The sequence below is a fragment of the Erythrobacter sp. S158 genome, assembly GCF_057364915.1.
This window is the reverse complement of sequence record NZ_CP200279.1, coordinates 1,283,545-1,298,949: the sequence shown is the minus strand read 5'-3', so window position 1 is coordinate 1,298,949 and position 15,405 is coordinate 1,283,545. Positions and strand designations below refer to the sequence as shown.

The 15,405-nt window shown below is 59.6% G+C and carries 15 protein-coding genes; 8 read left to right on the top strand and 7 right to left on the bottom strand.

Features of this window, described 5'->3' with window-relative positions; translation table 11 throughout:
• Positions 1–3: 3 nt before the first annotated feature.
• From AC0V6T_RS06445 to AC0V6T_RS06420, 6 genes are all read right to left on the bottom strand, one after another.
• The gene (locus tag AC0V6T_RS06445; RefSeq protein ID WP_486125324.1) at positions 4–498 is read right to left on the bottom strand and encodes a GNAT family N-acetyltransferase; all 495 of its coding nucleotides are present in this window, start codon (positions 496–498) and stop codon (positions 4–6) included.
• Positions 495–1,163 (bottom strand): crotonase/enoyl-CoA hydratase family protein, encoded by a 669-nt coding sequence (locus tag AC0V6T_RS06440; protein WP_486125322.1) that lies wholly within the window; start codon positions 1,161–1,163, stop codon positions 495–497. Before AC0V6T_RS06440 ends, AC0V6T_RS06445 begins: the two co-directional genes overlap by 4 nt.
• A 54-nt stretch (positions 1,164–1,217) precedes the next feature.
• On the bottom strand, positions 1,218–1,793 hold the full coding sequence (locus tag AC0V6T_RS06435) for a hypothetical protein (protein ID WP_486125320.1): 576 nt from the start codon (positions 1,791–1,793) through the stop codon (positions 1,218–1,220).
• 51 nt (positions 1,794–1,844) lie between these two features.
• Complete coding sequence (locus tag AC0V6T_RS06430) at positions 1,845–2,321, bottom strand: hypothetical protein (protein ID WP_007164205.1); 477 nt, start codon at positions 2,319–2,321, stop codon at positions 1,845–1,847.
• Positions 2,322–2,404: 83 nt separating this feature from the next.
• Positions 2,405–2,884 carry a vgr related protein gene (locus AC0V6T_RS06425; protein ID WP_486125318.1) on the bottom strand — a complete coding sequence of 160 codons (480 nt, stop codon included), beginning with the start codon at positions 2,882–2,884 and terminating at the stop codon, positions 2,405–2,407.
• 50 nt (positions 2,885–2,934) lie between these two features.
• Entirely contained in the window at positions 2,935–3,414 is a 480-nt protein-coding gene (locus tag AC0V6T_RS06420; RefSeq protein WP_007164207.1) for a copper chaperone PCu(A)C, read from the bottom strand.
• Positions 3,415–3,623: 209 nt separating this feature from the next.
• Between AC0V6T_RS06420 and dnaK the strand changes: the two genes are divergently transcribed.
• From dnaK to AC0V6T_RS06405, 3 genes are all read left to right on the top strand, one after another.
• A complete protein-coding gene (dnaK, locus tag AC0V6T_RS06415) occupies positions 3,624–5,558 on the top strand; it encodes a molecular chaperone DnaK (protein WP_486125316.1) in 1,935 nt (644 codons plus the stop codon).
• An 87-nt stretch (positions 5,559–5,645) separates the two neighbouring features.
• Entirely contained in the window at positions 5,646–6,788 is a 1,143-nt protein-coding gene (gene dnaJ, locus AC0V6T_RS06410) for a molecular chaperone DnaJ (RefSeq protein ID WP_007164209.1), read from the top strand.
• Between the two features lie 77 nt (positions 6,789–6,865).
• Positions 6,866–7,756, top strand: coding sequence for an MBL fold metallo-hydrolase (locus AC0V6T_RS06405; protein WP_486125314.1), 891 nt, complete (start codon positions 6,866–6,868; stop codon positions 7,754–7,756).
• A gap of 6 nt (positions 7,757–7,762) precedes the next feature.
• Here the strand turns inward: AC0V6T_RS06405 and AC0V6T_RS06400 are convergent, their stop codons facing one another.
• Entirely contained in the window at positions 7,763–10,093 is a 2,331-nt protein-coding gene (locus AC0V6T_RS06400; RefSeq protein WP_486125312.1) for a patatin-like protein, read from the bottom strand.
• A 72-nt stretch (positions 10,094–10,165) separates the two neighbouring features.
• Here AC0V6T_RS06400 and radA point away from each other — a divergent pair, with 72 nt between their 5' ends.
• The 5 genes from radA to alr all read left to right on the top strand — a co-directional run bounded on the left by radA (position 10,166) and on the right by alr (position 15,322).
• Positions 10,166–11,533 carry a DNA repair protein RadA gene (gene radA, locus AC0V6T_RS06395; RefSeq protein ID WP_486125310.1) on the top strand — a complete coding sequence of 456 codons (1,368 nt, stop codon included), beginning with the start codon at positions 10,166–10,168 and terminating at the stop codon, positions 11,531–11,533.
• A 12-nt stretch (positions 11,534–11,545) separates the two neighbouring features.
• Positions 11,546–12,082, top strand: a complete 537-nt coding sequence (locus AC0V6T_RS06390; RefSeq protein WP_486125308.1) for a CvpA family protein — start codon at positions 11,546–11,548, stop codon at positions 12,080–12,082.
• The gene (locus AC0V6T_RS06385) at positions 12,082–12,519 is read left to right on the top strand and encodes an iron-sulfur cluster assembly scaffold protein (RefSeq protein WP_486125306.1); all 438 of its coding nucleotides are present in this window, start codon (positions 12,082–12,084) and stop codon (positions 12,517–12,519) included. The genes AC0V6T_RS06390 and AC0V6T_RS06385 overlap by 1 nt, the downstream gene beginning before the upstream one ends.
• A 66-nt stretch (positions 12,520–12,585) precedes the next feature.
• Positions 12,586–14,265 (top strand): MFS transporter, encoded by a 1,680-nt coding sequence (locus AC0V6T_RS06380; RefSeq protein ID WP_486125304.1) that lies wholly within the window; start codon positions 12,586–12,588, stop codon positions 14,263–14,265.
• The gene (gene alr, locus AC0V6T_RS06375; protein ID WP_486125302.1) at positions 14,255–15,322 is read left to right on the top strand and encodes an alanine racemase; all 1,068 of its coding nucleotides are present in this window, start codon (positions 14,255–14,257) and stop codon (positions 15,320–15,322) included. Before AC0V6T_RS06380 ends, alr begins: the two co-directional genes overlap by 11 nt.
• Positions 15,323–15,405 lie beyond the last annotated feature (83 nt).

The following is a 15,405-nucleotide window of genomic DNA, read 5'->3' as shown; positions in this document are numbered from 1 at the left end:
TACTCAGATCGTCAATACCATCTGCAAATTGCACCGTGAGTAGGGCGTGGACCATTTGTCCTCGCTCGAAAGCGGGGTGAAACCCTTGCGTTTGTACAGCGCGGTCGCGGCCTGAAGCTTATCGTTCGTTTCGAGCCACAGGTGGTTCATGCCTCTCTCACGAGCGGCTTCGATCAGATGGTCGATAATCGCGCTGGCAATCCCGCGTCCCTGATGGTCGGGGTCTGTCGCCATCTTGATGATTTCTCCCCAACTGCCCTCGCCGGATGGCGGATGATGCGCGGGAATTAGCGCTCCTGTGCCGACAACTCTCCCATCGCATTCTGCGACCGCGATCGCGCCGCCCGGATCGATGATTGTTCCTTGCGGACGCTCCAGCTGGCGACGATCCTCGTCCTCGACGCCGAAGTCCGCCTCAATCCAGCGTAGATTGAGCGACGCAAACGCTCCAACATCTGTGGAGCGAAACTCGCGGATCAGGATGGCAGGCTCGCTCACCCGAAGTCCGGCAGCGGGCTTGCCTCGATATCGGCAATCAACTGCTTGTTCATGGCGGACTTGTTGGCGTGGAATGCGCCGGGATTGAGCTTTTTCAGTTCGGCCAATGTTTTGGCGAGGGTCTCTTCGACTTCGTCCGGGCCGACCACAAGGTCGAAGTAACCGACTTCGCGCGCTTCGGAAGGCGAGAACATCTGCGATGTGGCCACCGCCTTGCGCCCGGTCGAATTCAGTCGCGCGGCACCAAGGATCATCGGATAGATTGGGAGCGCCATCCCGATCGCACTCTCGTTCATGCCGGTCACGAAATCGCCTTCGGTCCCGATGGCGCGATCGCTTGCGAGCATCAGGAAGGCGCCCATCGGATAGGCATGCCCCTCGCAAAGGGTGACGACCGGGGCAGGGTGCCGCAAGATCGCAAGCAGAGCGTCCTTGCCCGCCTGAAGCTGCGCGGTTGCCGCTTCCGGTCCAGCAGCGAAACCCTTCAGGTCGAAGCCTGCGGAAAAAATCCCTACGCGCCCGCGAATGGCAACCGGTGCCTGATCCTGCGCACACTCGGCCAGCGCCTCAACGAGGGCGTCAAGCTTTTCCTTGTTGAGCGCATTCACCTTGCCATCGTCCATGGTCAGGACGTGCGAGCCATCAAGAGTGGAATGGGTGATCATGTCTGTGTGCTTTCTGCGTGTCGTTAGGTGGCGCCGAGGCGGGTTTTGATTTGCTCAGAATACGAGATAAAGCGCCAGGTACCGAATGTTGAGTGCGCTGAGAATTGCGATGTTTTGCCAGTCTTTCTTGCAGAATATTCCGGCTGCCATCAGGACGAGCAGGATTACAGTCAGGACGATGCTCACGGGGTTGCCAGCAATTGCTGCGAGGCCCGTCTGTGAGGTTATGTATGCCCATTGCACGATGACCAGCGCGATCAGGATGCCTAGGACCACACGGCGCACCCGGTAAAAGTGATCGTCGAGGTCGGTGAAGGCCTCAGGGTCCGAGGGGAAGACGAGCCGCGCTGCAAGATAATAGGACGATGCAAAAGCCGTTACGCCGACGATCGTTTCCGGCGAGACATCGATGAGTTCGCGGATCGCCCAAGCGAACATCCAGAAACTCATGAGGCCGAGCATAACAAACACCGCAAAAAGCGGAGTCAGCCAGCCTATAGTGAACCGCTCATGCGCCGCATCCCGCGCAAACTTGTACTCCATCGCCCGGCCAAGCCCTGCGAGCAACTCGACCATCGAGAGGCCAAGCACGAGCGCGTAGAGCACAAAGACGAACTCGAAGTCGTTCATCGCTAGAATTTTCAGTTTTGCGTTCTGACTGCGTGTTATTGCGCAGACGGCTTACTGGCCACCTAGCTCGGAGATATTGAGCTGCGCATCATGATATTGGCCCTGCTCGTATGAGCCGATCCAGATTTCATAATCGCCGCTCTGTGCTGGTCCGAAGACGACCGAGGGGTTTTGCCCTTCGCTGCCATCGTCGTTGCAGTACCAGTTGCCGTCCGGCGCATTGATCACGAGGACGGTGTCCTCATCGGAAGTCGCCGAAATGTAGAGTGGAAAGGCGTTGGGGCTCTCATCTGCGGTAAAGCTGAGGCGTACATCGGGATCTTCGGAAATGTAACCGACGCATCCGTCAATCGCTTCGCTTGCGTCGATGTCGCCGCCCGACGTGACGCTGACCGTGCGAGGGTCGTCCTCAAAGTTTGCCGACAAGGTGACCGTGCCCGAGTTAGGATCGCCGAAGATGTTCTGGGCGAGAGCCGTGCCGGACACGCCAAGTGCAACAGTCGCAAGAGCGATGGAAATGCGTTTCATGAAATTACCCCTCCAAAGCCGCGCCAATCGGGCGCAGCGTCATCCTGTTCATCTTAGCCCGATTAATGGGGGTTGGCCACTTGCTATCTCGGCAGCGTAGCCCCATCGAACTTGACAAGGACGTCGTAAGCTTCCTTGTCGGCAACGCCCGCCACCTTGACTCCGTGGCGCAGCCAAAAAGCGTGCTTCACAATCTCTGCCTGTTGTTCGATGCCGTACTTCTTGAAAGGCTGTCCTGGCTTCAGACTGTAGTCGTAGCGGCAAAACGGGTGCCGGTTGAGGATCAGGTACCAGTCGCCGCGCATCTGTGTCTGCCAGACATGCGTAAGTTCATGGATCAGTAGGCCCTGCCGCAGAATGTTCACCCTCGAAAAGTCGTCGCAATAGGCGCTGCCTTCCGGATGGAAGTGCACGTGCCCGCGCGGTGCCATCGTCACCTTCCTGGGCTGGAACGGAAACCACTTGCGCCGCCTGATCTGGACAGAGCCGTAGTCGATAGCGTCACCAAAAACGGTGCGCGCAATCTCGACTTCGCCGGAAGTCAGGTGACGCTCGCCGCCCACCGGGCAGGCGGGTAGCAGAGCGTCTCCGTTATCCAGCGAGGGCTGTTCGTTCAGCGCTCTTCCCCGGCGGCGCGAACTTCTGCGTCGAACTTATGGGTCTTGCCGCCCGAAACCGTAAGAGTGACTTCAGTGGTGTCACCCGGCTGAAGATCAGGCGATACGCCCATTGCCATGACGTGATAGTCGCCCGGTTTGAATTCGACCGTGGTCCCGTTCTTCACCGGGATCGGCAGCGCTTCCATCATCTGAACTTCGAAATCATATTCGCCGAACTGGTGCATGACTGCGCTTTCGGCCCCTTCGACCGACACGCGACCAAGCGAGAAGGCACGGTCGCCGTCATAGGAAAAATCGAAATAGATCGCTGCAGGATTGCCCGAAACAGGGGCGAGAACCATGCGCGGATTTTCAATCGTGACGCCTTCGATAACGCCTTCGGGCGCGGTTTCTTCGACGACTTCGGCTTCTCCGCCGCAAGCCGCAAGGGCCATGCTTCCTGCCAGTACAAGCCCGAATGCTGCCCGTTTCATCGCTACTCCCGTCATATTATTGCTCATTATTGTAATACCCCGTGAAACTGTTCCACCTTGTGGATGGTGCAAAAACTAGAGCGGTGCGGTTCTTGTGCCAAGCGAAACCGCACCTATATCGCCAGCATAATTCGAGCCGCCGAGCAGTCTCGCCGCTTTTGGGAGGCGCAAGGCGCGGTGTCCAACAAGACCTAAGAGATGGGAACAACATGGGTAAAGTAATCGGTATCGACCTCGGCACCACCAACAGCTGCGTTGCTGTCATGGATGGCGGTAAGCCCAAGGTTATCGAGAATTCGGAAGGCGCTCGCACGACGCCTTCGATCGTCGCCTTCACAAAGGATGGCGAACGTCTGATTGGCCAGCCTGCGAAGCGCCAGGCCGTCACCAACCCCGACAACACGCTTTTCGCGATCAAGCGCCTCATCGGCCGCCGCTTTGACGATCCTACCACCAAGAAGGATATGGACATCGTCCCCTACAACATCGTCAAGGGCAAGAACGGCGATGCATGGGTTTCGGCAGGCGGCGAAGAATATTCGCCTTCGCAGATTTCGGCTTTCATCCTCCAGAAGATGAAGGAAACCGCTGAAAGCTATCTCGGCGAAACAGTCGAGCAGGCCGTCATCACGGTCCCTGCCTACTTCAACGACGCTCAACGTCAGGCAACCAAGGATGCAGGGCAAATTGCCGGCCTTGAAGTCCTCCGCATTATCAACGAGCCGACGGCGGCTGCGCTCGCCTACGGCATGGACAAGGAAGACGGCAAGACCATCGCCGTGTACGACCTTGGCGGCGGTACGTTCGACGTCTCGATCCTCGAGATCGGCGACGGCGTCTTCGAAGTGAAGTCGACCAACGGTGACACCTTCCTTGGCGGTGAAGACTTCGACAATGCGATTGTCGAGCACCTCGCCGAAGCCTTCAAGAAGAAGGAAAACATGGACCTGAAGACCGACAAGCTCGCTCTTCAGCGCCTCAAGGAAGCGGCAGAAAAGGCCAAGATCGAGCTTTCGAGCTCGGCCACGACCGAAGTCAATCTGCCCTTCATCACCGCTCGTATGGAAGGTGGTTCGTCCACCCCGCTGCACCTCGTCGAGACGATCAGCCGCGCTGACCTCGAAAAGATGGTCGGCGACCTGATCAACCGCACTCTCGATCCGTGCAAGAAGGCGCTTGCCGATGCAGGCGTGTCGAAGGACGAGATCGACGAAGTGATCTTGGTTGGCGGCATGACCCGCATGCCCAAGGTTCGCGAAGTGGTCGAGAAATTCTTCGAAGCCAAGCCGCACACCGGCGTGAACCCGGACGAGGTTGTTGCGATGGGTGCTGCCATTCAGGCAGGCGTTCTTCAGGGCGACGTCAAGGACGTGCTGCTGCTCGACGTGACCCCGCTTTCGCTGGGTATCGAGACGCTGGGCGGTGTCTTCACTCGGATGATCGATCGTAACACGACGATCCCGACCAAGAAGACCCAGACCTACTCGACCGCCGAAGACAACCAGAACGCTGTGACGATCAAGGTCTTCCAGGGCGAGCGCGAGATGGCAGCAGACAACAAGCTGCTCGGCAATTTCGACCTCGTCGGCATCCCGCCTGCACCGCGCGGCGTGCCTCAGATCGAAGTGACCTTCGACATCGACGCGAACGGCATCGTGTCCGTCAGCGCGAAGGACAAGGGCACTGGCAAGGAGCAAACGATCAAGATCCAGGCTTCGGGCGGTCTGTCCGACAGCGACATTGATCAGATGGTCCAGGATGCCGAGAAGTTTGCCGAAGAAGACAAGAAGCGCCGCGCTGGCGCCGAGGCCCGCAACCAGGCCGACAGCCTTGTGCACGCAACCGAGAAGCAGCTCGAAGAAAACGGCGACAAGATCGACGCCGAAACCAAGACTGCCGTTGAGGAAGCGATTGCTGCAACCAAGACCGCTCTCGAAGGCGACGATGCCGACGAAATCAACGCCAAGGCCCAGGAACTGACGCAAGCTGCGATGAAGATGGGCGAGCAGATCTACAAGCAGGAGCAGGAAAACGCTGCACCTGAAGGTGGCGATGCTGGCGAAGAGGCCGCTGCTGAAGAAGAGAGCGACGAAGACGTCGTCGACGCCGAGTTCTCGGAAGTCGACGAAGACAAGAAGGGCTAAGTTAGTTCCTTGGGCGATTAACCCGCTAGACCCCCTCGCTCAGCCTGCCATGCGCGGGCCGGGCGAGGGCGGTTGGAAGGCAAACTAATGGCTACCCAAACAGATTATTACTCCCTGCTCGAAGTATCGCGAGACGCCGACGGCTCGACGATCAAGTCCGCCTACCGCAAGCTCGCGATGAAATGGCACCCGGACCGCAATCCGGGCAATGCTGAGGCTGAAGCAAAGTTCAAGGCCTGCAACGAGGCCTATGAATGCCTCAAGGACCCTCAAAAGCGCGCGGCCTATGACCGCTTCGGCCATGAAGCCTTCACGCAAGGCATGAATGGCGGTGGCGGCCCCGGCGGTGGGCACGGGCCTGATGGCTTTGCCGATATCGGCGACATATTTGAAACGATCTTCGGCAGCGCCTTTGGCGGCGGCGGGATGGGCGCACAGCGCCAACGCCAGCGTCGCGGCGCAGACCTGCGTTACGACATGCAGGTCACGCTCGATGAGGCCTTCCACGGCAAGTCGACCGAGATAGAGATCGAAGTCTCGCAAAGCTGCGACACCTGCGACGGTTCAGGCGCGGCTCCCGGCACGAGCGAGCGCACCTGCAACCTTTGCCATGGTCAGGGTTCGGTCCGCGCAAAGCAGGGCCTGTTCGTCGTTGAACGCCCATGTCCAACCTGCGGCGGGCGCGGCCAGGTCATCGAAGATCCGTGCGGCGATTGCCGCGGCGAAGGTCGCGTCGACAAGGCGCAGGCGCTTCAGGTCGATATCCCGCCGGGCGTCGACACCGGGACACGCATCCGCCTTTCCGGCAAGGGAGAGGCAGGCCAGCGCGGTGCGCCTCCGGGTGATCTCTACATCTTCGTGCATGTGAAAGAGCACCCGCTTTTCGAGCGCGAAGGGACGACGCTCGCCACGCGTGTGCCGATCAGCTTCACCACGGCGGCCCTCGGCGGCAGCGTCGATATTCCCGACCTCGACGGTTCGACAAACACGGTCGACATCCCGGTCGGCATTCAGTCGGGCAAACAGCTGCGCGTTCGCGGTGCCGGTATGCCGGTCCTGCAAGGGCGAGGTCGCGGCGATCTTGTGGTCGAGGTGAAGGTCGAAACTCCAACCAAGCTGAGCCGCAAGCAGCGCGAGATCCTCGAGCAATTCCGTGATACGGAAACCGGCGAGGAATGTCCTGAAAGCCGCAGTTTCTTCTCGAAGATCAAGGAAGCGTTCGGCGGCTGATGCTGCCGAGCTGTCGTTGACGCTCGACACAAAGGTCTGTCAGGCCTAGGCATTCTCTCGGAATTGGGAGACATGCCATGACAAAACTCGGCCGTATCGCCGCCGCACTCGGCGCTGGCACCATCCTCGCATCGCCGCTTACCGCGCAGACCAACTGGGACAGCGTCGAAGTCACCGCTGAAGAAGTCGCACCCGGTATCGCGGTGCTGTTCGGGCGAGGCGGCAATATCGGCGTCAGCCATGGCGAGGATGCGACGCTGATCATCGACGATCAATACGCACCGCTCAGCGAAAGGATCGAAGCCGCAATTGAAGGCCTCGGCGCGAGCCCTGTGCGCTACGTCGTCAACACCCACTGGCACGGCGACCATACCGGCGGAAACGAGCATTTCGGTGAAACCGGCGCGACTATCTTCGCCCATGACAATGTCCGCATCCGTCTAGCCGAACCACAGCAGCGCGGTGAGCGCACGATTGGCCCGTCTCCAAAGGAGGCTCTGCCCGTCGTCACCTATCCCCAAGGCATGCGCTTCCACCTCAATGGCGACACGATCAACGTCATGTATTTCGGCGGCGGCCACACCGACGGCGACAGCGTTGTGTTCTGGGAGGAGGATAATGTCGTCCACATGGGCGACCTTTATTTCAAGATCCCCGGCTTTCCCTTCATTGACGTGGCCTCTGGCGGAAACGTCCACAATGCGATGCGCACGCTCGACCTCGTCATCATGATGATCGACGACGAAACAAAGGTCATTCCCGGTCACGGCCCCATGTCTAACAAGGTTGAACTGGCTGCCTACCGCGCCATGATCGGCGAAGCGGTGACCCGTGTCGAAGCCTCGCGTGAGGAAGGCAACTCGCTTGAAGAGACGATTGCCGCACGCTTGCTTGACGATTTCGAGCGCGGTGAGGGTTTCATCGACGCCGACGGCTTTGTGACAGCTATCTGGAACAGCGACAGCTAAAGCAGATCAGGTTGCGGGCCCCATTCGCTCTTCGATCTCGCTGCGTATCTTCGCGATCATGTGACCCCGGCATCGACCGGCCGCGACCTCCTCGTCGAGGACCGCGAGGAATGCGGCGCGCTTGGCATGCTGGATCGTGCTGTTCTGCAGACCGCCATCGACGGTTGAAGCGACAAGGTCGATCATGCGCTCTGCCCCGTGCAGGCGCCCCCAAAGGTAATCGTTTTCGCGATAGGCGCGGCTGAAGAAGGCTCCGAAATTGTAGAACTCGATCCCGCGAAGGGTCGCGCGCGTGCCGCCGTCGCGGATCGAGGTCGCATCATCGGGCGAGATGCGATCGATCTTGACTGGATTGTATTCGTCCAGCCCCTCACTCTGGAGTAAGGGTAGCGTCGCAACATCATAGAACGGGAAGCCTAAATAGGTGAGCAGCATGCGCCGCTTCAGGTTCTTCGGCATCTCTGTAAGAGCATCGGCGAACTTGTGTTCGGCCATCAGATCCGTCTCGGGAAGCAAGCGCTGCGTTTCGAGGAAATCGAGCACTGCACCGGGCTTCTCGAGCACGTCCATTGCCAGTTCCTCGAAATGGTCGCCCAGCATCGAGTTGTCGTCGGCCGCGCGATAAAGCGCGAGAATGTCGTAAATTTTCTCTCGCGCCAGATCGAGCGCATCGTCCGGGATTTCAGGATCGATCTCCCAATCGCGTGACAGGCGCCTAGCGAGCAATTGCAGCCGCCGGATGCGAAACCCGATATCGTGCGCTCGGAAGAAACGAATGGCTTCCTCGCGCGCTCCGCCATGTTCCTGCGTCAGTTCTTCCAGTCCGCGCCGCGCCAATTCATCCCGTAATGCGGTGGCGATGGGACCGCAGTCTGGAAGCGCAAGGTTGAGGGCAGCTGCATGGGCTAGATGTGCAAGGCGGTCGACGATGGCGCTGAACTTGGTCTGCGCATAGGCACCAAACGCATAGCCCGCATTCTCGGCTGCAGCCTGCTGCGCCTTTGACCGCCAGTTGCCGAGCCGCTTGGGTGTCGGGGAATCGAGGAAGAAGGTGCGGCCGAATAGCTTTTCGACCGCGCGATCGATTTCAGGACGCAGCCCCATGACAATGCGCCGCAATCTGGCCGCGTCCTTGGACTGCAGTTCGATGCGTTCAAGGTCATCGCGAATTGGTTGCTCGCGAGGGATTGTTGAAAGCGAGCCGAAGATGGAGCTGAACCACCCAATGGGCTGGGGTTCGTCTGCCGCGCTTGGTTTGCGGCGGTCGGGACGCGGTTCGATGTAAACGAAACGGCGGTCCACCTCACGTTGAGACGTCCTCGCTGATAGCGCTTCGAAGGCTGCGCCAAAGGGCGCGTTGACCAGAACGGCTCCATCGATCAGCGCGACGTTATCGACGGTGTTTTGCCGCACATGCGTTGGCATGATCCGAGAAAGGAAGCTGCCACGGCTTTCCCACATGCGCCCTTCCTGAAGGGCAAGCCGGTCGATCTCATCAAGGATCAGCGGCGGGAAAGCGCCGGGAAAGCTGGCAGTCGCTCTGGCAGCGAAAACAAGCTCAAGCGGATTGGCAAGTTCGTCACCGCTATGCTCGACCGCGAGCGCGCGGAAATCGATCGGCATGCGGTGCTCCGTCTCTTCGACCAGCGGTGGTGAATTGAGCCGGAGCATTTCAGGATGGCCCCGAAAGTCGGTTGCCGTGACGAGCAGGTCGATCGGATGACCCGGCGGGAGCAATGGCGGTCCCGGTGCCTGATTCGCCATGCTCTCGAATGCTTCGAAAAGCATCGCGGAGAACCGGTCGCCTGAGAACGGAGGGCTGAACCAGCGTCCTCGCACAAGTTTGGAAACCTTGTCGCGCACCTCGTCGCGGGTTTCAGGCGAAACACTTTCGCTGACCGCGTTGCCGGGGCGCGAAAGGAACCAGTTTGCAATCGGTTGTGCCCAGAACTTGGCATAGCGCCACATGGGTTGAGCATCAGGATCGGTCAGCTCGCTTACATCGGCATTTTCGAGCCAGAGGTCGGTAAGCGGCTCAAGCGAATGGCCAGAATGCATCGCCTGCGCGAGAAAAATCGCGTTGATCCCGCCAGCGCTCGCCCCGGTGAGAATGTCGGGCAAAACGCGCAGGCGCAGTTGGTGTTCGCCTTCGATTTGCTGGAGGAAGTCGCGATAGACAGCCGCGACACCGTCAGGCTGCTCGAATTCGCCTTTCGAGTGATGAGCGCGGCTCGCCCTGGCGAGATGCCAGATCTCCTTCGTGACGCCGTGCATGTACACTGCAAGGCTGACGCCTCCATAGCAGACCAGAGCGAGGCGAAGTTCCTTTTGCCGCATGGCCTAATTGATGCCGTGGATAGCGGACAAAGGCAATTGCGTTCCACAAATGTTCTGGTTACAGATTGCACCATGGCTAAGACAAAGCGCCGATATGTATGCGCAAATTGTGGTGCGGTGAGCCCGCGTTGGCAGGGGCAATGCGCCGATTGCGGGGAGTGGAACACCCTCACCGAAGACGCACCAGCGACGGTCTTCTCGCAAAAGCATGACTTATCGAGTGGGGGCAGGGGCATCGAGTTTGTTCCGCTAAACCGCCCTGCCGAATTGCCGGTTCGCAAATCAACTGGACTGGCAGAATTCGATCGTGCGCTGGGCGGGGGGATCGTTCCAGGCTCAGCTGTGCTGATGGGCGGCGATCCAGGGATCGGGAAGTCCACTCTGCTACTTCAAACTGCGGCAACCATTGCACGCGGTGGCAATGATGTCGTCTATGTCAGCGGCGAAGAAGCGGCCGGCCAGGTCCGGCTGCGCGCTCAAAGGTTGGGCGTCGCCGACGCGCCGATCCGTCTCGCTTCGGAAACATCGGTCCGCGATATCCTGACGACGCTGGGGCAGGGCGATCCACCTGCGCTTTTGATAATCGATTCGATCCAGACCATGCACTCCGACACGATCGAAGGCGCGCCGGGCACGGTTAGCCAGGTTCGTGGCTGCGCGCTCGAATTGATCCGCTATGCGAAGTCATCAGGCGCTGCTCTGGTGTTGGTCGGACACGTCACGAAAGATGGCAACATCGCCGGGCCGCGCGTGCTCGAACACATGGTCGATGTCGTGATGAGTTTCGAGGGCGAGCGCAGCCATCAGTATCGCATTCTGCGCGCTCTCAAGAACCGCTTTGGTGCAGTCGACGAGATCGGCGTCTTTGCAATGGCCACTAGTGGGCTGGACGAAGTTTCCAACCCCTCGATGCTGTTTCTTTCCGGTCGCGACGCGCCTCTGGCCGGCAGTTCGGTCTTCCCCGCACTTGAAGGGACGCGGCCGGTGCTGGTCGAGATACAGGCGCTCATTGTGCGGCTTCAGTCCGGCGCGACGCCAAGGCGCGCCGTCGTCGGTTGGGATAATGGGCGAATGGCCATGCTGCTTGCCGTGCTTGAATTGCGCTGCGGGCTGAACTTCTCCAGTGCCGAAGTCTATCTCAACATCGCAGGTGGATATCGCTTGTCCGATCCCGCCGCCGATCTGGCGGTGGCCGCTGCGCTTGTTTCCGCGCTCGCCGACAAGCCATTGCCCGACAAGAGCGCCTGGTTTGGCGAAGTTTCACTGTCCGGTGAGATTCGCCCGGTTGCTCACTCCGAACTTAGATTGCGTGAGGCTGGCAAGCTCGGATTTGCTCGTGGATACGGCCCATCGGACGCTAAGACCGGTTCATCGACGGTGCAATATACCGGGTTGGGACAACTCGCGAACCTCGTTGACCAGGTGATGGGCAGCCAATAACTCGTCTTTCCCATGACGCTGTTCGATATCATCGTGCTTATTATGGTCGCTGTTGCGGCGATCGGTGGCTTCATGCGCGGGCTTGTGCAGGAAGTGCTCAGCCTTGCGGCATGGATCCTCGCGGCCTTCTCGGTCTACTACCTCCACACCCCGGTCACCGAACAGATGCGTCAGTATCTCGACGCAGAACCAGCGACGCCGCTGCTTGCATTCGTACTGTTGCTGCTCATCCCGTACGCAGCGATGAAAGTGATTGCGAGCAATGTGGGCGAGGCCTCGCGAGGGTCAATCCTTGGCCCGATTGACCGCGTGCTCGGCTTCGGGTTCGGTGCGCTGAAGGGCGCAATCATCGTGATTTTTGCTTTCTCGGTTCTGGTTCTCGGGTTCGATACCGTCTGGGGATACAAAGGCCGTCCCGACTGGATCACGCAGGCCCGGACTTACCCTGCCGCCGACGCTTTCTCGCGCGAGCTTGTCCAGATGATTGCTGATCGTCGTGCGCAACTGCTGGGCGAAGAAGAGGCTGAGGACGAAGCGTCCGCCGAGTGATGGCGAGTTCTTCGACCAAGCTTTACACACCGCGCCTTCTCGCATTGTCGGCTGAGCTTGCGCGCTTTCCGCTTTCGGGGGCATTTGATTACCAAGCAGAAGCGCGTTCGCGCACTTGCGGGAGCACCATCGAAGTAGGGGCCAATCTGGACGCAACCGGACGTGTCGCAAACACTGGCATGCAGGTAACGGCATGCGCCGTGGGTCAAAGCTCTGCTGCGATCATGGCTCTTTCTGCTGAGCGAGTTACAGCAGACGCGTTTACGACCGCCCTCGACGAAATAGAGGCTTGGCTTGCTGGCGAGGGCGGGCTCCCAACTTGGCCTGGTTTCGATGCGCTGGAGCCAGCGCTCGATTACAAGGGGCGTCATGGAGCGCTGCTGCTGCCGTGGAAGGCTATGGTCGATGCGCTTTCCTCAGCACCAACCCCAAGCTAAGGCAGAGCTTCTTCCCGGTCTGAGGGGGCCGGAGCAGATGCGACAGACATAACAATACGGGGAACCATGTCAGCAACCACCGCCACCAGCGAAGCCGGCGCACTTGCGGATCGCGAACCGAGCGCAAAGGAAATCCGGCTTGTCGTCGGCGCATCGAGCGCCGGTACGATCTTCGAATGGTACGATTTCTTCATCTATGGAACGCTGGCTTACATTCTGAAAGATGCGTTCTATGACGTGGATGACCCCACGCTCGGTCTGCTGCTGGTCTGGTCCACCTTTGCAGTGGGTTTCGCGTTCCGGCCAATCGGAGCGATCCTGTTCGGTTTTCTCGGCGACAGGCTGGGGCGCAAATACACGTTTCTTGTCACGGTTACCCTGATGGGGATCGCGACGGCAGGCGTCGGGTTCATCCCGACGGTCAGTTATCTCGAAGATAATTACGGCGAATCCTACGTCGTGATTGCGCCGTTGATCGTGATCTTCCTGCGCATCCTGCAGGGCCTCGCGCTTGGCGGAGAATATGGCGGCGCAGCGATCTATGTTGCCGAGCACGCCCCGCCCGACAAGCGCGGGTTCTACACCAGCTTCATTCAGGCGAGCGTTGTTGGTGGCTTTGTGCTTTCCATCATTGTGGTGCTTTCAACGAGCGCGCTGATGGATACCGAAAGCTTCGAGGCATGGGGCTGGCGCATACCCTTCCTGCTCTCGATTGCGCTCCTCGCGATCTCGCTTTGGATGCGCTTGATGCTTTCCGAGAGCCCGGTCTTCCAGGCGATGAAGGAGGCGGGGGAGACCTCTTCCAATCCGTTTGTCGAGAGCTTTACTTATCCCGGCAACAAGAGCCGTATCTTCATTGCGTTGTTCGGTGTGACCGGCATCCTGACGACGATCTGGTACACCGCGTTCTTCTCGTCGCTCAGCTTCCTTCGCGGGCCAATGAACATGGACCCGCTGACCGTAAACTGGGTGCTGCTGATCGCGGGCGCAATCTCGATGTCATTCTACATCGTCGTGGGTAAATGGTCCGACACGATTGGTCGGAAGCTACCGATTACCGTTGGCGCTGCGATTACCTTGCTTGCGCTATTCCCTGCGTTCTGGGGCCTGGGCGCTCTCGCTAATCCGGGGCTCTCGGATGCTGCCGAGCGCTCGCCCGTGGTGGTGAGCGGGCCGGGCTGTGTCACCGATCCCTTCGCTGAACTGTTCGACCGCGAGCAGACCGATTGCGGCAAGGTGCTTGAGACGCTGACGGCTTCGGGCGTGCCTTACACTCTCAGCGAGGGTGGTGAACTCAGCCTCTCGGCGGCGGGCAACGATATTCCTATCGCCGATGAGTGGATCGAAAGCGGCACGGCGCGCAGCGCCGGTATTCGCGAGGCGCTTAGCCAGTACGGTTTCGACTTCACTCCGCAACAGCCACCGATTGCAAACCTGATCGGCATCATCGCGATCCTGCTTGGCCTCGGCGTTTTGTCGGCGCTGACATACGGTTCGGTTGCCGCGCTGCTTTCCGAGATGTTTCCGCCCAAGATCCGCTACTCTTCGATGTCGATCCCGTATCACATCGGAGCGGGGTATCTCGGCGGCTTCCTGCCCTTGATCTCAGGGATCATCGTTGCGAGCACCGGCAACGTCTATTCGGGCCTTTGGTACACCTGGGTGGTTGTCGCGTTCGGCCTGGTAGTCGCGTGGTTCGGGCTGAAGGGCGGACCACCCACGGACTTTGAAGATAATGCAGCCTGACAAGGCCGACAGGTCTAGCCTTCCGCCAAGCAGCAATGAGCTCAGGGTCGATACTGAGGCTTTGAAGGACAATTGGCGCATGCTCGATGAAATGTCGGGCGATGCCGGCGCGGGGGCTGCGGTCAAAGCTGATTGCTATGGTCTCGGCGTGAGCATCTGCGTCCCCGCACTCATTGAGGCGGGGTGCCGCAGCTTCTTCGTTGCCAATTGGGACGAGGCGGAGGAGCTTTCGCATTATGTCGCACCTGAGCAAATTGCGGTCCTGCAAGGCCCGGTGACGTTGCAGGAAGCAAGTTTTGCGAAAGCCTCGGGCATCTTGCCCGTCATAAACTCGATCCATCAGGCGAAGCTCTGGACCAAGGCAGGGGGCGGCACCTGCCATCTGATGATCGACACCGGGATCAATCGTCTTGGCATCGCTCCATCCGACATTTCCGATCCCGCGATTACTGCGCTCGATATCGACGTCGCCATGAGCCATCTGGCGAGTGCCGACGAGGACGGCCCGATGAATGCACGGCAACTTGCGCTCTATCGCGAATGCCTCGGCTCGGTGCGACACAAGCGTGAGAGCCTTGCCAACAGTGCAGGCATCGCCCTCGGCATGGATTACGCGTTCGATCTGACCCGACCCGGCCTCGCTCTTTATGGAGGTATCGCTCGACCGGAGCTCGAAGGAAGGATCAAGCAGGTCGCTTACCTCAGAGCATGCGTTCTGCAGACCCGCTCGCTCAAGGCCGGCGACGCGGTGGGCTATAACGGCGAGTTCGTAGCGAGCGAGCCGATGCGGGTCGGTACGATCTCGATCGGCTACGCAGACGGGTTCCTGCGCGCTCGCGGGCCTGGTGAAGCGTTTATGTTCGAAGGGAAGCGCCTGCCGCTGCTGGGAAAGGTGTCGATGGACATGGTCGTCGTTGACCTCGGCGACGCTCCCGAGGTGAAAGATGGCGACTGGCTAGACGTGCCTTTCGACCTTGCGAATGCTGCGCAGCAAAGCTCTGTTTCTCAATATGAATTGCTCACCGTTCTCGGACGCCGCCTGCGACACTGGTCGTAGGCGTTCTTCGCAACTGCGAACATTCCTTGCGCTGTTATTGCGCTGCACATTGTGCAGATGCTAAGGCGAGGACTTCACGAGAC